A 17123-nucleotide genomic window follows, 5' to 3' on the forward strand; every position below is an offset into this window, starting at 1 on the left:
AAGGCCGCGCCGGATCCGGGGCGGCCTTTTTCGTGTCCGTGTCATGCCCGGAGGCGCTCAGGCCACCGCGCGCGGTCCGAGCTTGGCATGCACCTCGTCCAGATCGACCTCGTGCAGGGGCATCTTGTTGGCCGGGTTCTCGAACTCGTAATGGAAGAGCTCGAAATCCTGTTTGTACATCTCGTACATCAGGTGCATCGACAAATCGTCGAAATACGCCTCCACCGGGTGGAGCCGCTTGGGGCCGTGCCCCTCGGATTCGTTGAACCGCGGGATCGTGTCCAGATCCACCGGATGGGGCGTCGAGACCTGCGCCAGCACGTCCTGCATCCCGTCCTGAAACCGCTCGGTGAAAAACACCCGGTCATAGTGCCCGCCATTGGCGACCAGCGTCGAGACATGGCCCGACATGGCCGACCAGTGGATATCGGGATCCATGGGGCGGCGGTAGCGGATCGTGTCCCGGGCAAAGAGCAGGAAGCGGCGGAAGCTCGCGATCTGGTCGAAATCGCCTTCCACATCCACGCCGTAGCGCTGAGTCAGCATCGGGACGAGCTTGCCCCGATAGCGGTTCCCATTGCGCTGGATCCCGGCGATCTTGTCGAAAAACGCCGACAGGATGCGGGTATAGGGGTTGCGCACGCAGGTGAAGACCAGCCCGCCATGGTCGCGGATCCCGGCCTCGATCGCCGGGCGGCTCGCCTCCTGGCCCCATTTGTGCAGCCGGTCCTTGCTGTCATGGATGTCGCCGTCAAAGAAGGCGCCATTGTCCGAATAGAACATGATCTGCCCGATGGTCGAGCAAGCGCATTTCGGCACCACGCGATAGATCATGGAGCCGCTTTCGGTCATCCAGGTCCCGGGAAATCCCATCTTTCCTCCGTCCGTTTGCGCGAGGATGCGTCAAAATCATGAATGTATCATTGATTTGTAAAGACTCTTCGCGGTCTATGGGTGCGGACCCGAAGCTGACACGAGGCTGCACGGCTTGGCAAGAATTGCCTTTATCCTTCTGTGCCACAAGGACCCTGACGCGATCATTGCCCAGGCACGGCGTCTGACCTCCGAGGGGGACTATGTTGCCGTGCATTTCGATGCGCGGGCAAGGGCCGAGGATTTCGCCGCGATCCGGACCGCCCTGCAGGACAATCCGCAGGTGCGGTTTGCCGAACGTCGTCTGAAATGCGGCTGGGGGGAATGGTCGCTGGTCGCCGCCACGCTCGAGGCGGTGCGCGTGGCCGAGGCCGCCTGGCCCGATGCGAGCCATTTCTACATGGTCTCGGGCGATTGCATGCCGATCAAATCGGCGGAATACGCCCATGATTTCCTCGACCGGCGCGATTGCGATTACATCGAGGCGGTCGATTTCTTCAATTCTGGTTGGATCCGCACGGGCATGAAAGAGGACCGGCTGCGCTATCGCCACTGGTTCAACGAGCGCACCCAGCCCAGGCTCTTCTATGGCGCTCTCGCGTTGCAGCGGGCCCTGCGTCTGCGCCGTCCGGTGCCAGCGGATCTGACCATGCAGATCGGCTCCCAATGGTGGTGCCTGCGCCGCAGCACGATCGAGGCGATCCTCGCCTTCTGCGCGGCGCGGCCCGAGGTGCTCCGGTTCTTCGCGACCACCTGGATCCCGGATGAGACCTTCTTCCAGACCCTGACCCGGCACCTGGTGCCGGACCCGCAGATCGAGAGCCGCACGCCGACCTTCCTGATGTTCTCGGATTACGGCATGCCGGTGACGTTTTATAACGACCACCACGACCTGCTTCTGGGGCAGGAGGCGCTTTTTGCGCGCAAGATCTCCGCCGAGGCGCAGGAGCTCAAGGACCGGCTCGGCGCGCTCTGGTCCGAGACCGGTCGCGCATTCGCGATCTCCAACGAGGGGCAGCGCCTGCACGGGTTCCTCACGGGGCAAGGGCGGATCGGCCACCGCTACGCCCCGCGCTTCTGGGAGGCGGCGAGCAGTCTGGGCCCCGAACGCGAGCTGCTGTTGATTGCCTGCAAGAAATGGCATGTGGCCAAGCGGCTTCTGACCCGGGCGCAGCAGGATCTGGACCTGCAGGGGGTGGCCTTCGCCTTTCACGAAGAAGACTGCGCGCTCCCGGATCTGGGCGGTCTCGACAAGACGCTCGACAAGCGCAACCGGCACCGCCGCTCGGTGGTGCGCCTGCTCTACAGCTGTTTCGAGACGGACCGGCTGGCGCTCTGTATCGATCCCAGCGCGCTGGATCTGATGCGGGATTTCTTTGCCGACCGGGCCACCACGCGGCTTCTGGTGATCGATTGCGACTTCTCGGACGGATATCTCGTGGGCCACGCCAAGCGCATCGGGCTTGCCGCAGATCACTCGCCCCAGAGCGTGCTGGACCAGGCCGTCCCGACGATCCGCGCCGAGATCGCGCTGGAACGCGAGCAGATACGGGATGCGGGCTTCGGCGATGTCTATTATATCAGCGAACAGAATTCCGCCGATGGCAATGCCGTGGCCCTCGCCGGGTTCTTCGGCATTCCAGAGGCTCAGGCCGAGGCGCTCGCCCGGTCCGACCACCTATTTAGCGATTGAGGAGTGGCATGGCCCATACCTACGACCCCGAGAACATCTTTGCGAAAATCCTGCGCGGGGATCTGCCCAACAAGACCGTGCTGGAGACCGAGCACACGCTGGCCTTCCACGACATCTATCCGCAGGCGCCGGTCCATGTGCTGGTGATCCCCAAGGGGCCTTACGTCACCTATGACCATTTCGCGGCCGAGGCCTCTGATGCCGAGATCCTCGACTATACGCGGACCATCGCGAAGGTCTGCGAGATGCTGGGCGTGGGCGACGAGGGGTTCCGTCTGATCTCCAACGCCAAGGAGATCGGCGTGCAGGAAGTCCCCCATTTGCACATTCATATTCTGGCCGGTCGACCCCTCGGACGGATGCTCAATCCGCCGAAGTAAACGTGCAACGCGAATGCTCGGTCCGCCGAAACAGCGTCCCGGGCGGCGGTTCAGTCCGCCCGCTTGGGACCGATGCGAAGGGTTGCGCCGCCTGAACTGAACCGCGTGACGCGGATTCGCCCGAGGAACGCCGTGCAACAACCGTGCGCTCTGCGCGGCTTGAGACGCGTGATGCCGGAGCGGCCGGTCCGACCGGGGATGCGCGGGCCATCCCATCACAGGCGCGCCCTGCGATGGGGCGCAGCCTGCCGAAACACGCCCTTTCAGTGGCTATTCGGGCCGGATCAACCGGTTCGCATGACCCATCTTGCGGCCTGCGCGGGTCTCGGCCTTGCCATAGAGATGGAGCGCGGTATCGCGCTCGGCGGCCAGCGCGGGCACCTTGTCCATGTCGTCGCCGATCAGGTTCTCCATCACCACATCCGCGTGCCGCTGCCCGTCCCCGAGAGGCCAGCCGGCCACAGCGCGGATATGCTGTTCGAACTGATCCACGACACAGCCGGTCTGGGTCCAGTGGCCGGAGTTGTGGACCCGCGGTGCGATCTCGTTGACCACCAGCCCGCCCGGCGTCACGAACAGCTCGACGCCCATCACGCCCACATAGTCCAGCGCGTTCAGGATCTGACCCGCAAGGATCACCGCATCCATCCGCTGGCTCTGGCGCAGGCGCGCGGGCACGGTGGTCGTGGCGAGGATCCCGTCGCGATGGACGTTCTCGCCCGGGTCATAGCAGGCCACGGCCCCGTCCTGCCCCCGGGCAGCGATCACCGACACCTCATGGGAGAAATTCACGAAACCTTCGAGGATCGCGGGCGCGCCGGCCATGGCCTCTAGCGCGGCCTCGGCCTCCTCGGGGCTCTGGATCCGGGCCTGGCCCTTGCCGTCATAGCCCAGCCGCCGGGTCTTGAGGATCGCGGGCGCACCGATCTCGGCCAGTGCGGCGCGCAGGCTCTCGGCATCGTCCACGGGCGCAAAAGGCGCAGTGGTCAGGCCCAGCCCCTGCAGGAACGCCTTCTCGACCAGCCGGTCCTGGCTTTTGGCCAGGGCCATGCGGCCGGGATGGATCGGGCGCAGGGCCTCCAGCGCATCAAGCGCCTCGGTGGGGATGTTCTCGAACTCATAAGTGATCACATCCACGCCCTCGGCGAAGGCGCGCAGGGCGTCGAGATCCTCATAGGGCGCGGTCACGACCTTTTCGGCCACCTGACCGGCGGGGGGATTGGCGCCGGGCTCGAAGATGTGACAGCGAAAGCCCAGCCGGGCCGCAGCCATCGAGAGCATGCGCCCGAGCTGCCCACCGCCGAGAATGCCGATCACCGCACCGGGGGGAAGGGGATCACTCATCGACCGGCACCTCCGGGATCGAGGCCGACAGGGCGTCGCGCCATGCATCCAGCCGCGCGGCAAGCTCGGCATCCTCATTGGCGAGGATCGCCGCAGCCATCAGGGCGGCATTGGCCGCGCCCGCCTCGCCGATGGCCATGGTGCCCACGGGAAAACCCTTGGGCATTTGGACGATGGAATAAAGGCTGTCGACGCCGGACAATGCCCGTGTCTGCACCGGCACGCCGATCACCGGCACCCGGGTCTTGGAGGCCATCATGCCCGGCAGATGGGCCGCGCCGCCCGCACCGGCAATGATCGCCTTCAACCCGCGCCCGGCGGCGGTCTTGCCGTAGTCCCAGAGCCGGTCCGGCGTGCGATGGGCGCTCACGATCCGCGTTTCATAGGCCACGCCCAGCTCGTCCAGCAGCGTGGCCGCCGCGCGCATGGTCGCCCAGTCGGACTGGCTGCCCATGATGATCCCAACGCTCACGCTCATATCCCTCTCCATCTCTTGGGGAAGCGGCACTATAGCCAAGCGCCGGGGCTTGGCAACGCGCCGCCGGGGCCGCTTGGGGCCTTATGCAATGATATCCGGGGTGAGCTGGTCTTCGATCCGGGTGATCTGGTCCTTCAGGGCCAGTTTCTTCTTCTTGAGACGCTTGAGGGTCAGCTGATCGGGCGCCGGGCGCTCGGCCAGGGCCTGGATCGCCTCGTCGAGGTCGCGGTGCTCGCAGCGCAACACTTCCAGCTCGACCTTGAGCACCTCTTCACGGCTCATTTCGCCGGTGCCATGCATACCCGTCACTCCAACTCACTTGGCCCCGGTGTAAAGGGATTCCCCCAATCGTGAAAGGCCTTTGGCCGCAGGCAGGCCCCGAACACTTGTCGCACGGCCCCGCGCCACCCATATTTCTATCAAGTGCCGGTCGCCAGAAGGGGCCGCGCGCGGAACGTCGCTTTTCGAAGGACAGCACGATGACGAAGATGACCCTGGGTGCCCACCCGTTCCTGCTCGGCTTTGATCAGCTCGAGCGGCTCGTGGAACGGACGGCCAAATCCGGCAATGACGGCTACCCGCCCTATAATATCGAACAATCCTCCGAGAACCGCTATCGCATCACCCTTGCGCTGGCCGGGTTCGAGGAAGAGGACCTTTCCATCACGGTCGAGGACCGCCAGCTCGTGATCCGCGGGCGCCAGCGCGATGACGGCGAAGGCCGGATCTTTCTCCATCGCGGGATCGCCACGCGGCAGTTCCAGCGCAGCTTCGTGCTCGCCGATGGGGTGGATGTGAATGGCGCGACCATGGAAAACGGCCTGCTCCATGTGGATCTCAAGCGCGACGTGCCCGATTCCGTGGTCCAGACGATCCAGATCACGCCCGCCAAAACCAGCCACAAGAAGGACCGCAGCGAATGACCCATGATTTCGACGACGTGACCCAGAATGGCCAGCCCATCGTCTATGTCCGCCCCGTGGATATGGCCGAGCTTCCGGCGGATGTGCAGGCCCAGCTCGAGGATGCCTCCGAGCTGTTTGCCGTCCATTCCGATACGGGCGAGCGCCTCGCGCTGGTGACCGACCGGGATACGGCCTTCGTGCTGGCCCGCCAGAACGAGATGTCGCCGGTCCATGTCCACTGACCGGGGCTGACGCCTCCGCGCCTAGAGCGTCACGAGATCACCCTCGAAATCCACGAGGGTGATCCGCTCCACCCCCGAGACACGCGCCTTGATGCGCGAGGCGGCCTTACGATCGGCCAGACACAGCGCGGTCGAGAGCGCATCGGCCACTGCCGCGGTCCCGGCCTCCACCGAGACGGTGGACCATTGCGGCCCCGTGGCGCCAAGCGGGTCGAGGATATGGGTCGCACCCCGCGCCAGATGCAGGGCGCGCGGGCTTGAGGTCGCGATGGCGCCGCTGCGCAGCACCCGCGTTCCCAGCAGACCCTGATCCGGGTCCTGCAACCCGATCCGCCACGGACCTCCCGTGCCGCGAAACTCCCCGATATTGACCAGAAGGTCGCCGAAACCATGGGCGCTCAGCGTGTCCGAGACGAGATCCGTGGCATAGCCCTGAGCAATCCCGTTAAAGCTCAGCGCCTGACCCGGGGCCAGCCGCAGCGCCCCGTCTTGCCAGCGCACCCGGTCCCAGCCGACGCGCGCCCGGGCTGCACGGGCATCTCCGCCCCGGGCCAGCGCAGACCAGAGCGGCTGGATGCTCGGATCGAACCGTCCCTCGGTCGCATCATGCATCTGATCCGCGAGATCCACGAGCTCGGTGAAGCGCGGATCGGGTCGGGCCAGATGCCCCGCCGCATTGAGCCGCGAGAGCGCCGAGCCCGGATCATAGAGGTTGAAGAGCCGCTCGACCGCGCGCAGATCAGCCAGCGCCGCATCCAGCGCAGGCTGCGCCCTCTGCGGCGGCGCGCGCAGGGTGATCTTGCAGGCCGCGCCAAGGGCCTGCCCCTCCCAATGGGTGAAGCCCGCCCCGGCCCGCGCGCCCGCGGCCCCAAAGGCCCCAAGCCCCAGCGCCCCGGCGGAAATGGTCAGGAAACGGCGACGGCTCAGGGTCATTTCGCGGCCACTCCGTAACTGCGCTCCTCGCGGCGGGCGGCCAGGATCAGGGGCACGCATTGGCTCGGGCTGTCATGGATGGTCACGCAGTCGAGGCACTGGAAGCACTCGGAATAGGCGACCTTGCCCGAGGGCTCGATCGCGCCGTATTTGCATTTCACCTTGCACAGCTGGCAGGGCGAGCCGCAGGCCTCGCGCCGCGCGATCCAGTCCCGCCCGCGGATCAGCCCGCCAATGGCCATGACCGCCCCCAGCGGGCAGACATAGCGGCAGAATCCCTTGAACAGCACCATCCCCAGCACGAGCCAGAGCGCGGCATAGGCCACATAGTACCACTCGCGGATAAAGAAGACGGTGATCGCGGTCTTGAAGGGCTCGATCTCGGCCACGGTGTCGATTTGTGCGGGCGCGATGAAGACGGTCGCGACCAACCCGGCCAGCAGGATGTATTTCACGCTCTTGAGCCGTTTGTCCCAAGCCGCCGAGGGCTCGATCTGTGGCAGGCGCAGCAGACGGCCCAGATGGTGGGCGAATTCCTGCAACGCCCCAAAGGGGCAGAGCCAGCCGCAAAAGAGCCCGCGCCCCCAGGCGACAAAGCCGAGGATCGCGACCGCCCAGATCATCAACGAGAACGGATCATAGAGCAGATAGGCGAAGCTCGCCCCCTCCCACGCGGTGCGCAGGGTTGCGAGCACTGTCACGATCGACAGCTGCCCTTGCCCCCACCAGCCGATGAACCCCGTCACCACCGCGAGGATCCCGAGCCGCACCGGCGTGAACTCTGCCAGTCCTGCGAGCCAGTTCATCCGCGCCGCCAAAAGGGCCACGAGCCCGGTCAGGAAGACCGCCAGCAGGATCAGGTCGGTCTGCCGGTTCAGCAAGGCCTCCTGCCAAGGGGCGAGCGGGGTCGTGATCTCGGGGCGCAGGAAGAAGCGCGGGTCCGAGGCATAGGTCGTGGTCAGGGTGACGCTGCCGATCTGGGGCTGGAGCATCCCGTGGCTGCGCACCGCCTCGACCCCGAGGGTCCAGTCCCGCGTCGGATCAAAGCCCAACCGCCGGTCGGTCCGCAGCACCATCGCGACCCCGTCCTGCAGTGCCTCGGGCAGGTCCGGATGCAGCTCGACGAAGATGTCGCTGTCGCGCAGGGCCACCGGCAGCCCGTCCTGGGTGATCGACAGCCAGGCCGGGGAGGTGTTGCGCACGAAATCGGGTGAAACCAGCCCGTGCCGCGCGGTCTCGATCACGAGGATCGGCTCATCCGAGCCCGAGATTTCGAGGAAATCCTGCAGCTCGGCGAAGCCATCCTCCGACAGCAGCGCGCGCGCCACCGCGGGCGGGCCGAGATCCGCGATCCAGAGGTCGAGATAGGGCGCGTCGGGGTCCTCCAGCGCCTCTGGATCGTCGTCTTCCCAGAGGGAGCCTGCGAACTGCGCCTGAACGTCGGCGTTGTTGACGGTCGTGCGGCGGATCAGCCCCTCTGCCTGCAGGCTTGCGAAATCCAGATCCTCCTGATGGTCGGGGTCGGGATAGGCGGGCGGGCCCGTGGCCACGCCCTGCATCTTCTCGCGGGCGACCTGCAGCGTGGCGGCGAGGATCGACTCGTGCGCGATCCGCACGCTGGCCGTGGCTTTGGTCACCCCGTCGAGATAGACAAGCCCGCCCCCCGCGCCGCCGCCGCCATAGGGCGTGCCGACCACGAGGCTGTCGGAGATCGAATGCCCGCGATACTGCTCGAAAAACTTGTGGAACGCCGCCTCGCCCAGCCCCGAGACGAAGATCGGCTCGTTATGGGACACCAGCAGCACATGCTCGAACCGCCCCTCCAGATCGAGGAGCACCAGCAGGTTGATCGCGCTGCCGGAAAAGCCGGGCAGGGGGGCCATGGGCTCGGTCTCGAAGGCATAGCCCGCCAGCGCGCCCCCGGCATTCAGAAGCGACCAGACCCCCTTGTCGTTCAGGGGCTCGCCCAGGGTGAAGGGCGGCAGGATGCGCGCGGCCATGGCATCCCTATCCAGGGGCTCGGCCCGCGCGGGGGCGCTGATCACCAGAAGGCACAGCAGCAGGATGCGGAGGATGAGGGCGCGCATCCCCGGACACTAGGCGCGGGCTCCGATGCCGCGAATTGGACCAAGGTCGCAAAACGCGGGCCCTCACGGGAGGGTGAAGAGGCTTTGCCTGAGACCGCGAACCTGCCAGAGTTGCGCCATGGACATGCAGGCTGGCCTCACCAAGTTCCGCACCACGCTCCTGTCGCTGATCGCGCTCGGGGTGGCGTGGCAATTGGGGGCGCTGGCGCTGGCCGACCCGGCGGTGCTGCCCTCGCCCCTGACCGTTTGGAGGATCATCGCGGCCGAATGGGCCTCGGGCGAGCTGGCCTTTCATACCAGCCAGACCCTGATCCGCGTGGCGGCGGCCTTTGGGCTGGCCATGGGTCTCGGCTCGGTGATCGGGGTGGTGCTGGGCAAGCTGCCCTGGCTCGACCGCTGGCTTGATCCCTGGGTGGTGTTCTTTCTGAATCTGCCCGCGCTGGTGGTGATCGTGCTCTGCTATCTCTGGATCGGTCTGAACGAGACCGCCGCCATCGTTGCCGTCGCCCTGAACAAGACCGCCATGGTGATCGTGACCATGCGCGAGGGCGTGCGCGCGCTCGATCCCAATGTGGCCGAGATGGCGCGGGTGTATCGCTTTTCGGCCTGGGGGCGGATGCGCCACGTGCTGATCCCGCAACTCGCGCCCTTCATCTCGACCGCCGTGCGCAACGGGCTCGCCGTGATCTGGAAGATCGTGCTGGTGGTGGAGTTTCTGGGCCGCTCCAACGGTGTGGGCTTTCAGATCCACCTCTATTTCCAGCTCTTCGAGACCGGCTATGTGCTGGCCTATGCCCTGAGCTTCGTGGCGATCATGCTGGCGCTGGAATACGCGCTCGTGCAGCCTTGGGAGGCGCGCGCCCGCCGCTGGCGCCGGGTGGCCACGCCCTAGGCCGCGCCGGCCAGACGGCCTAGAACCACGGCGCTGAGCAGGCCATTGCCCGACAGATACCCCGCATCGCCCGAGCCCGAGACCCCGCAGGCCGCCCCGCCCACGGCGTAGAGATTGGGCAGCACGCCGCCCGCCGCCCGTTTGACCTGCCCGTCCGGGGTGATATCGAGCCCGCCCTGCGTGTGAAACAGCGCGCCCGTGACCCGCACCCCGTGATAGGGCGGGCGCAGCCGCTTGGTGGGGTCGAAGATCCGGCCAAAGCTGCAGGCCTTCATGCTCTCAAGCCGCAGCATGGTCTCGACCAGCGCCGGTCCCGGCAAGCCCAGCCGCGCGGCCAGGGCCTCGGGCGTGTCGGCGGTGACGATGGCCCCGGCGGTCTCGGCAGCGCGGAAATCCTCGAACTGGCGGGCGATGCTGGCGATCCGGCTGTCGAAAATGGCATAGGCCTCGCCACCCGGCTGGCGCAGCACCTCGCGGGCGGCCTCGGAATAGCCCTGGCTTTCGTTCCAGAACCGCTTGCCCTCGCGATTGACCTGTATCCCGCCCTCGGCCATCACCGCCCAGGTCACGAGGATCCCGTGGGGATGGGCGACATTGCCATGGCCCTGAAACGCGTCGAGATGCCGGGTCGCCGCCCCGAGACCCGCGCCCCAGACCAGCGCGTCCCCCTGATTGCCATCATGTCCGAAATAGAGCGCCTCGCGGATCTCGGGGGTCTGCGCGGCCACCATCTCGGGATTGCCGCCAAACCCGTTGCAGGCCAGGATCAGCCGGTCGCAACCGACCCGGTCGCTGCTCCCGTCCGGGCGGCGATAGGCGACACCGGTGACGCGCCCGCCGGTCTCGGCAAAGAGTGTCGTGACCTGCGCGCCGGTCAGGGTCTCGATCTCGGGCACCGCGGCGCAGGCCTCGCGCAGGCGGTCCACCAGCTCCTGTCCCGCGCGGCTCGGCAGCCCGTGCATCCGGCGCGCGGAATGGCCGGGATAGTCGAAATCCGTGACCACCGAGAAGGGCATGCCATGGGTCTCGGTCAGCCATTCGATGGTCGGCCCCGATTGCACGCAGAGCTGCTGGACCACGGCGCCGTCGGCCTCGCCGCGCGCCTTGGTCTGGATGTCGGTGGCAAAGGCGCTGGGGCTGTCCCGGATCCCGGCCGCAGCCTGCATCGAGGTGCCCGCCGCCGGGATCAGCCCCGCCGACAGCGCCGTGGAGCCCGCCTGCACCGCGTCCCGCTCAAGGATCAGACAGCTCCGCCCCTTCTCCGCGCTGGTCAGGGCGGCGACCATGCCACCGGCACCGCCGCCCACGATGACCGTGTCGAACTGCAGGGGAAATCCATCCTCTGGCGGGGCCATCACGCTCATGACGGGTCCCCCTCATAGGTCTTGCCCGCGGCGAGGATCTCGGACGTGCCGAGCCGGGCGTTCAGCGCGCGGAAATCGAACATCCGCTCCTGAAAGGCCGCGTTGGAGCCGGTGGCGGCGAGGTTGCGGTAATAGGCCTCCGCCGTATGGGCGAGGGCCCGGACAATGCCGCCGGGGAAAATGACGACCCCGAAGCCCAGCGTTTCAAGTTCAATCGCGGATTTCAGGGGGGTGTCTCCGCCCTCCACCATATTGGCCAGAAGCGGCACGCGCCCGGCAAAGCGTCCGGCAATCGCCGTCATATGGGTGTCCGAGCGCGGTGCCTCGATAAAGAGCACATCCGCCCCGGCCTCCAGATAGGCCTCCGCCCGGTCGAGCGCGGCCTCCAGCCCCTCGACCGCGATGGCGTCCGTGCGCGCTACGATCAGCGTTTCGTCCGACAGGCGCGCATCGGCCATGGCCCGCACCTTGCCCGCCATTTCCGCCACGGGCACCAGGACCTTGTCCGCCAGATGCCCGCAGCGCTTGGGATAGGTCTGATCCTCGATCTGCAGCGCGCTCGCCCCGGCCCGCTCGTAAAGCCGCATGGTGCGCTGGGCGTTCAGCGCGTTGCCAAAGCCCGTATCCGCATCGATGATCACCGGGATGTCGACCCGGTCCCGGACCAGCGCCATGGTCGAGGCCATCTCGGTCACCGAGGTCAGGCCGATATCGGGGCGCCCGAGCCGGGTATAGGACACCGCCGCTCCTGAAAGGTAGAGCGCCTCGAACCCGGCCTCGGCGGCCAGCGCCGCCGTAAGGGCGTCATAGACCCCCGGCGCCACGAGGATCGACGGATCGGCAAGGCGCGCGCGCAGGCTCATAGCAGCGCCTCCACATCCGCGCAGCTGGCGATATGCGTGACCGTGCCCAGAGAGATGAGCGTGGCCTCATGGACCGCCGGGTCGAAGGCCGCGCAGCCATCCGACAGCAGAACCGTGTCGAGATTGCGCAGATGCGCGTCCCGCACGGTGGACGCCACGCCGCCGTTCGTGACGATCCCGCCGATAATCAGCCGGTCGATCTCAAGCGCGCGGAGGATGTATTCCAGCCGGGTCTGATAGAGCGCGGAATAGGCCACCTTCTCGATGGTGAAATCGGCGGGTGCGAGCGTGTCGACCAGCCCATGCCCCCAGGCGCCGGGGCAGAAATCCCCGCGCCCGAGAAAGGGGCGCAGCGCCTTGAGATGGGGCGCGATCAGGGGTTCTCCATCGCGCCCGGGCACCAGCGTGAACTGGGCCGAGATATAGATCCCCCCGGCGGCGCAGAGCTTGTCGCGCAGCGGGGCGATCCGTGCCGGCAGGGCCGTGAGCGCCTCGCCGGTCTGGCCCGCGCGGCCATAGGCCCCCTCCGGGTGCAGGAAGTCGTTCTGCAGATCGATGGTCAGCAGCGCCGTGCGCTGCGGGGTCAGGGTGGTAAGAGGCTGGGCCATCAGGATCTCCCTTCGCGTTGGGTGATCGACAGGATGAGATTGCCATAGGGGTCGACGCGCCCCTCAAAGCCCGGCTCGATCAGGATTGTTGTGTCGGGTTGTTCGAGAATGGCGGGGCCCGGGATCACGCTGCCCACGGGCAGGGCGAGCCGGTGATAGAGTGCTGTATCCTGCCAGCCCGCGCCGAAATGCACCGGGCGGCTGCCATGGCGCGCGGCCTCGGCGCTTGTGCCATCCTCGGGGGCGAGGGTCTCGAGGTTGAATTTCGGGCGCTGCCCGGTGACGGAGCTGCGCAGGTTCAGCACGCGCCGCTGCCCGCCCTCCAGCAACCGCCCGAAGGCCGCGCGATAGGTGGCATCAAAGGCCGCAGCGATGGCCTCGGCATCCGGGGGCGTGATCGCCCCCGCGTCCTGCGCAGGCAGGGGCACGGGCACGGCGACCGTATGGGTCTGGCCGAGATAGGCCATGTCGAAACTGACCTCGACCACCCGGGCGGCAAAGGGGCTGCGCGCGGCGTCGAGCGTCGCATGCCCCGCCGTCACATGGTCGGTCAGGATCGGGGCCAGGATCTCGGGTGTCAGATCCTCGAGCATCATGTTCAGGGTCTGCACGAAATCCTGCCGCATATCCGCGATCACGCAGCCCATGGCCGAGGTCACCCCCGGGTAGCGCGGGATGATCGCCCGGGCGAGCCCCACCTCGCGCAGCATCGCCCCCGCATGGAGCGCGCCGCCCCCGCCAAAGGGCATGAAGGCAAACCCCTTGGGGTCATGCCCGCGCTCGATGCTCACCAGCCGGATCGCCCCCGCCATCCGGGCATTCGCCACGGTCAGGATCGCCTCCGCCGCCGCCAGATCATCGAGACCCAAAGGCGCGCCCACATGGGTCGCGATGGCCTTGCGCGCGGCATCCACATCCAGCCGGTCGAGGCTGCCGCCAATGGGATTGGCCGGATCGATCCGCCCCAGCACCACATTGGCATCCGTCACCGTGGGCCGCGTGTTGCCCTGACCATAGGCCACGGGACCGGGGGTTGACCCCGCGCTCTCGGGCCCGATCTGCAACAGCCCGCCCTTGTCCACCCAGGCGATTGACCCGCCCCCCGCGCCGATAGTGGCGATCTCGATCATCGGCGTGCGGATCACCATGCCGAAATCGATCGCCGTCTGCGGGCTGAGCGCGGGGCTGCCGCCGGTCACCAGCGACACATCGAAACTCGTGCCGCCCATATCCCCGGTGATCACGTCCGGATAGCCCGCCGTCTCGGCAATATAGGCCGCCGCCGTCACCCCCGCCGCAGGCCCCGACAGGGCCGTGCGCACGGGCCGCGCGCAGGCGGTCTCGACGCTCATAACGCCGCCATTGGATTGCACGATCAGGAATTCGCCCCCGAACCCGCCGCGTCCCAAAGCCGCCTCGAGCCGGTCGAGATAGCCCGCCACTTCGGGCTGCAGATAGGCATTCAGGGCGGTGGTCGAGAACCGCTCGAATTCGCGGATCTCGGGCAGGATCTCGGACGACCCGCTCACATGGGGCGTGGGCCAGACCGCCCGCACCGCTGCCAGGGCTGCCGCCTCGTTGGCCGGGTTCGCATAGCTGTTCACAAAAAGCACCGCGATGGCCGCGCAGCCCTCGGCCAGCAGGCTCTCGGCGGCTTCCCGGACCGCGTCCAGATCGACCTGCGTATGCAGCGTCCCGTCGGCCAGCACGCGCTCGGGCACCTCGCGGCGCAGATCCCGGGGCACGACCGGGTGAAACTCGCCGCGCAGCCCCCAGGTGTCGCGCCGGTCCCGGCGCCGCATCTCCAGCACATCGCGGAAGCCTTGGGTGGTGATCACCCCGGTCCTGGCCCCCTTGCGCTCCAGCAGGGCGTTGGTCCCGGCGGTGGTGCCATGGACCACCGCACCGATCGCGCCCAGATCGGGCACATGCACGCCGATCCCGTCCAGAAACCCCCCAGACTGGTCCGGGCGCGAGGTCGGCACCTTGGCCACCCGGGCGCGGCCCGTCGCCTCGTCGAGCACGAAGACATCCGTGAAGGTCCCGCCCACATCGACGCCGATCAACACGCTCATGCTGTGACCTCCTGCCAGGCGGGGCCGTATTGGGCTGTGGCGGTCTCGGGGCTGAGATAGCCCAGCCGCACATCCCGGGCCACGACCTCGGGCGGGCGGATGGCCGCCGCGCCGTAGCCGCCGCCCCCGGGCGTGTCGAGCCGCACGCGCTGGCCCTTGTTCAGGCGCATCCCCACCGCCTTGGAGGCGAGCGGCGGCCTGTGCCAGCCATCCGCCTGCTCATAGGTGAACCGGTTGAGCGCCCCGTCATCCCCGCCGGCCACGCCCTTGGGGGCGAAGCGCCCGCGCTCGCCGAACAGAAACGCTTCGGCCTCCTCCTCCAGCAGCTCGATCTCGTAAGTCGCGCCCAGCCCGCCGCGATGGGCACCGGGTCCCGCACTGTCTGGGCGCAGGGCCCATTGGCGGAACATCACCGGATAGGCCGCCTCGAGGATCTCCGCAGGCGGGATTGTCGCGGTCGAGATCGGCGCGTTCCCGTGGTTGAGCCCGTCGCTCTCGGGGCTGCCGCCATGGCCGCCGCCATAGAACGAGAACATCACCCAGCGCCCGCCATTGGCCCGCCGCCCGGCAATCGAGAGCGCGTTGATCGTGCCATAGGCATTGGCCACCACGCGGTCCGGAATGGCCTGCGCCGCGGCCGAGAAGATCACGTCGATCATCCGCAGGATGGTCTCGGTATAGCCACCCGTGGGGGCGGGAAACTCCGCCGAAAGGATCGAGCTCTCGGGCACGGTCACGTTGATCGGGCGCATCACACCGGCATTGGCAGGCAGGCTCGGGAAGATATGCTTCATCGCCACATAGGCCGTGGCGATCGTCGTCGGCAGGGCGATATTGACCGGCCCCTTCACCACCCCCGCGCTGCCGGTGAAATCGAGGCTCAGCCGGTCGCCCGACACCTCCAGCGCGACCTTGATGGCCAAGGGCTCCGGGTCGATCCCGTCATTGTCGAGGTAATCCACCGCCTCCCAGCGGCCATCGGGCAGGGCGCTGATCTCGGCCCGCATCAGGGCCTCTGCCCGGTCGGTCAGCGCGGTGAGCGCGCCTTGCACCGTCTCCACCCCGTAATCCGACAAGAGCGCGTCGAGCCGCTTGACCCCCAGATCCAGCGCGCCGAGCTGGCCGTTCAGATCCCCCTGTGCCGAGGCGGGCAGGCGCGTGTTGCGCATCAGGATATCGACGATATCGGTCTGGAGCACGCCCGCGCGCACCAGCTTGACCGGCGGCAGGACAAACGCCTCCTGAAAGACCTCCGTCGCCGAGGGGTTGTAATTGCCCGGCACCGCGCCGCCCACGTCATGCCAATGGCCGACCGAGGCGAGGAAACACAACAGCGCGCCATCGCGAAACACCGGGCGCACCAGCCGCATATCGCTCAGATGGGTGCCGCCGATATGGGCGTCGTTGAAGATATAGACATCGCCCTCGGCCAGATCGCCATCCCGGGCCGCCTTTTCGATCACCGCCTTGACCGCAAAGGCCATCACACCGACGAAGATCGGCAGGCCGGATTTGCCCTGCACCAGCGTGTCGCCGGTCTCGGCATGGTAGATCCCGTGGGAGGCGTCATGGGCCTCGGCAATGATCGGGTTGAAGGCGGCGCGAAAGAGCGTCGCGTCCATCTCGTCGGCGATCTGCTCCATCCGCCCGGCCAGCACGGCGAGGGTGATCGGGTCGATCTCGGGGGTCGCCGGCGTGCTCATGACTGGACCTCGCTTCCCCGAACCTCGCCCCCGCGAACCTCGCCCATGTCGTTCCAGACCTCCTGCCGCCAGAGCTTGCCCGCCCGCAAGGTGAACCGGTCGACGAAACGGATGCCGTCAAAGGGCGCGCCATCGGGCCACTCCCCGGCGAGGGTACCCCGGCAGAAGACCACCGGATTGCCCTCGGTCATCGCCGTGTCGAAGCCGGTATAGGTCTTGACCACGCGGGTATAGCGCGGCTTGGACCAGGTGATGAGTTCGTCGAGCCGGGTCATGCGCACATTGCCGGGGAAGGTCATCTCGAACCCCTCGGCGAGGTAGCTGGCGGCGCGGTCCAGATCGCGGGCTTCCATGGCCCGCAGGAAGTGGCGCACGATTGTGACCGGGTCGGGCAGGGCAGGGGCCGGGGTCCGGGGCTGCCCGCCGCGCATGTAGCCCGCGGCGCTGACCTCGTGGGTGAGCACCGTCACCGCGTCGGGATCGGCCGGGATCACCCCGCGCACCGCATCGGTCAGAGCGCGTCCCAACCGGGTCTTCGTGTCGATGTCATAGCCCTCGATCAGGTGCAGTTCGATCACCGGCATCTGCTGTCGTCCCCCCGCTGCAGACCTGATCTCTCAGTGACCTGTCTGCTTTTTGATACAGGTGAAGCTATGGCGATAGACCAAAAAGGGTAGGGTTCG

At 67.4% G+C, this 17123-nt stretch carries 17 protein-coding genes; 5 read left to right on the forward strand and 12 right to left on the reverse strand.

All coding sequences use genetic code 11. From position 1 onward, the window contains the following. Positions 1 to 57 precede the first annotated feature (57 nt). Positions 58 to 873, reverse strand: a complete 816-nt coding sequence (locus tag ACP150_RS05100; RefSeq protein ID WP_424965470.1) for a sulfotransferase family protein — start codon at positions 871 to 873, stop codon at positions 58 to 60. A gap of 115 nt (positions 874 to 988) precedes the next feature. Here ACP150_RS05100 and ACP150_RS05105 point away from each other — a divergent pair, with 115 nt between their 5' ends. Both ACP150_RS05105 and ACP150_RS05110 read left to right on the forward strand, forming a co-directional pair. Further along, entirely contained in the window at positions 989 to 2566 is a 1578-nt protein-coding gene (locus tag ACP150_RS05105; RefSeq protein ID WP_424965471.1) for a DUF5928 domain-containing protein, read from the forward strand. Positions 2567 to 2574: 8 nt separating this feature from the next. Beyond that, positions 2575 to 2946, forward strand: a complete 372-nt coding sequence (locus ACP150_RS05110; RefSeq protein ID WP_424965472.1) for an HIT domain-containing protein — start codon at positions 2575 to 2577, stop codon at positions 2944 to 2946. A 270-nt stretch (positions 2947 to 3216) separates the two neighbouring features. Here ACP150_RS05110 and ACP150_RS05115 read toward each other — a convergent pair whose 3' ends face one another. The 3 genes from ACP150_RS05115 to ACP150_RS05125 all read right to left on the reverse strand — a co-directional run bounded on the left by ACP150_RS05115 (position 3217) and on the right by ACP150_RS05125 (position 5068). Next, positions 3217 to 4290 (reverse strand): 5-(carboxyamino)imidazole ribonucleotide synthase, encoded by a 1074-nt coding sequence (locus ACP150_RS05115; protein WP_424965473.1) that lies wholly within the window; start codon positions 4288 to 4290, stop codon positions 3217 to 3219. Further along, the gene (gene purE / locus ACP150_RS05120) at positions 4283 to 4768 is read right to left on the reverse strand and encodes a 5-(carboxyamino)imidazole ribonucleotide mutase (protein ID WP_424965474.1); all 486 of its coding nucleotides are present in this window, start codon (positions 4766 to 4768) and stop codon (positions 4283 to 4285) included. The genes ACP150_RS05115 and purE overlap by 8 nt, the downstream gene beginning before the upstream one ends. A gap of 81 nt (positions 4769 to 4849) precedes the next feature. Beyond that, positions 4850 to 5068, reverse strand: coding sequence for a YdcH family protein (locus tag ACP150_RS05125; protein WP_424965475.1), 219 nt, complete (start codon positions 5066 to 5068; stop codon positions 4850 to 4852). Positions 5069 to 5247: 179 nt separating this feature from the next. Here ACP150_RS05125 and ACP150_RS05130 point away from each other — a divergent pair, with 179 nt between their 5' ends. Then, the gene (locus tag ACP150_RS05130) at positions 5248 to 5691 is read left to right on the forward strand and encodes an Hsp20 family protein (RefSeq protein WP_424965476.1); all 444 of its coding nucleotides are present in this window, start codon (positions 5248 to 5250) and stop codon (positions 5689 to 5691) included. After that, positions 5688 to 5915 carry a DUF1150 family protein gene (locus ACP150_RS05135; protein ID WP_424965477.1) on the forward strand — a complete coding sequence of 76 codons (228 nt, stop codon included), beginning with the start codon at positions 5688 to 5690 and terminating at the stop codon, positions 5913 to 5915. The genes ACP150_RS05130 and ACP150_RS05135 overlap by 4 nt, the downstream gene beginning before the upstream one ends. A gap of 21 nt (positions 5916 to 5936) precedes the next feature. Here ACP150_RS05135 and ACP150_RS05140 read toward each other — a convergent pair whose 3' ends face one another. Together ACP150_RS05140 and ACP150_RS05145 are read right to left on the reverse strand one after the other, a co-directional pair. Next, positions 5937 to 6848, reverse strand: a complete 912-nt coding sequence (locus ACP150_RS05140; RefSeq protein WP_424965478.1) for an FAD:protein FMN transferase — start codon at positions 6846 to 6848, stop codon at positions 5937 to 5939. Further along, positions 6845 to 8935: a 4Fe-4S binding protein gene (locus ACP150_RS05145; protein ID WP_424965479.1), complete on the reverse strand. Its 2091-nt coding sequence runs from the start codon at positions 8933 to 8935 to the stop codon at positions 6845 to 6847. The genes ACP150_RS05140 and ACP150_RS05145 overlap by 4 nt, the downstream gene beginning before the upstream one ends. A gap of 124 nt (positions 8936 to 9059) precedes the next feature. Between ACP150_RS05145 and ACP150_RS05150 the strand changes: the two genes are divergently transcribed. Further along, complete coding sequence (locus ACP150_RS05150; protein WP_424966019.1) at positions 9060 to 9827, forward strand: ABC transporter permease; 768 nt, start codon at positions 9060 to 9062, stop codon at positions 9825 to 9827. Here the strand turns inward: ACP150_RS05150 and ACP150_RS05155 are convergent. The 6 genes from ACP150_RS05155 to ACP150_RS05180 are packed head-to-tail and all read right to left on the reverse strand — an operon-like array spanning position 9824 to position 17024. Next, positions 9824 to 11191, reverse strand: coding sequence for an FAD-dependent oxidoreductase (locus tag ACP150_RS05155; RefSeq protein WP_424965480.1), 1368 nt, complete (start codon positions 11189 to 11191; stop codon positions 9824 to 9826). The two genes, ACP150_RS05150 and ACP150_RS05155, sit on opposite strands and share 4 nt — an antisense overlap. Further along, the gene (locus tag ACP150_RS05160; RefSeq protein ID WP_424965481.1) at positions 11188 to 12054 is read right to left on the reverse strand and encodes an isocitrate lyase/PEP mutase family protein; all 867 of its coding nucleotides are present in this window, start codon (positions 12052 to 12054) and stop codon (positions 11188 to 11190) included. The genes ACP150_RS05155 and ACP150_RS05160 overlap by 4 nt, the downstream gene beginning before the upstream one ends. Further along, on the reverse strand, positions 12051 to 12662 hold the full coding sequence (locus tag ACP150_RS05165; RefSeq protein ID WP_424965482.1) for a cysteine hydrolase family protein: 612 nt from the start codon (positions 12660 to 12662) through the stop codon (positions 12051 to 12053). Before ACP150_RS05165 ends, ACP150_RS05160 begins: the two co-directional genes overlap by 4 nt. After that, positions 12662 to 14737, reverse strand: a complete 2076-nt coding sequence (locus ACP150_RS05170) for a hydantoinase/oxoprolinase family protein (RefSeq protein ID WP_424965483.1) — start codon at positions 14735 to 14737, stop codon at positions 12662 to 12664. Before ACP150_RS05170 ends, ACP150_RS05165 begins: the two co-directional genes overlap by 1 nt. Further along, positions 14734 to 16440 (reverse strand): hydantoinase B/oxoprolinase family protein, encoded by a 1707-nt coding sequence (locus ACP150_RS05175; protein WP_424965484.1) that lies wholly within the window; start codon positions 16438 to 16440, stop codon positions 14734 to 14736. The genes ACP150_RS05170 and ACP150_RS05175 overlap by 4 nt, the downstream gene beginning before the upstream one ends. After that, a complete protein-coding gene (locus ACP150_RS05180) occupies positions 16437 to 17024 on the reverse strand; it encodes a nuclear transport factor 2 family protein (protein ID WP_424965485.1) in 588 nt (195 codons plus the stop codon). Before ACP150_RS05180 ends, ACP150_RS05175 begins: the two co-directional genes overlap by 4 nt. Positions 17025 to 17123 lie beyond the last annotated feature (99 nt).

Source organism: Dinoroseobacter sp. S375 (genome assembly GCF_049800775.1).
Classification (GTDB): Bacteria; Pseudomonadota; Alphaproteobacteria; order Rhodobacterales; family Rhodobacteraceae; genus Dinoroseobacter.

What these genes read in the sequence shown, in the direction of transcription:
- ACP150_RS05100 (WP_424965470.1), bottom strand. Translation starts at nt 873, where the DNA reads ATGGGATTTCCCGGGACCTGGATGACCGAAAGCGGCTCCATGATCTAT.
- ACP150_RS05110 (WP_424965472.1), top strand. Translation starts at nt 2,575, where the DNA reads ATGGCCCATACCTACGACCCCGAGAACATCTTTGCGAAAATCCTGCGC.
- ACP150_RS05115 (WP_424965473.1), bottom strand. Translation starts at nt 4,290, where the DNA reads ATGAGTGATCCCCTTCCCCCCGGTGCGGTGATCGGCATTCTCGGCGGT.
- purE (WP_424965474.1), bottom strand. Translation starts at nt 4,768, where the DNA reads ATGAGCGTGAGCGTTGGGATCATCATGGGCAGCCAGTCCGACTGGGCG.
- ACP150_RS05125 (WP_424965475.1), bottom strand. Translation starts at nt 5,068, where the DNA reads ATGCATGGCACCGGCGAAATGAGCCGTGAAGAGGTGCTCAAGGTCGAG.
- ACP150_RS05130 (WP_424965476.1), top strand. Translation starts at nt 5,248, where the DNA reads ATGACGAAGATGACCCTGGGTGCCCACCCGTTCCTGCTCGGCTTTGAT.
- ACP150_RS05135 (WP_424965477.1), top strand. Translation starts at nt 5,688, where the DNA reads ATGACCCATGATTTCGACGACGTGACCCAGAATGGCCAGCCCATCGTC.
- ACP150_RS05140 (WP_424965478.1), bottom strand. Translation starts at nt 6,848, where the DNA reads ATGACCCTGAGCCGTCGCCGTTTCCTGACCATTTCCGCCGGGGCGCTG.
- ACP150_RS05145 (WP_424965479.1), bottom strand. Translation starts at nt 8,935, where the DNA reads ATGCGCGCCCTCATCCTCCGCATCCTGCTGCTGTGCCTTCTGGTGATC.
- ACP150_RS05150 (WP_424966019.1), top strand. Translation starts at nt 9,060, where the DNA reads ATGCAGGCTGGCCTCACCAAGTTCCGCACCACGCTCCTGTCGCTGATC.
- ACP150_RS05155 (WP_424965480.1), bottom strand. Translation starts at nt 11,191, where the DNA reads ATGAGCGTGATGGCCCCGCCAGAGGATGGATTTCCCCTGCAGTTCGAC.
- ACP150_RS05160 (WP_424965481.1), bottom strand. Translation starts at nt 12,054, where the DNA reads ATGAGCCTGCGCGCGCGCCTTGCCGATCCGTCGATCCTCGTGGCGCCG.
- ACP150_RS05165 (WP_424965482.1), bottom strand. Translation starts at nt 12,662, where the DNA reads ATGGCCCAGCCTCTTACCACCCTGACCCCGCAGCGCACGGCGCTGCTG.
- ACP150_RS05170 (WP_424965483.1), bottom strand. Translation starts at nt 14,737, where the DNA reads ATGAGCGTGTTGATCGGCGTCGATGTGGGCGGGACCTTCACGGATGTC.
- ACP150_RS05175 (WP_424965484.1), bottom strand. Translation starts at nt 16,440, where the DNA reads ATGAGCACGCCGGCGACCCCCGAGATCGACCCGATCACCCTCGCCGTG.
- ACP150_RS05180 (WP_424965485.1), bottom strand. Translation starts at nt 17,024, where the DNA reads ATGCCGGTGATCGAACTGCACCTGATCGAGGGCTATGACATCGACACG.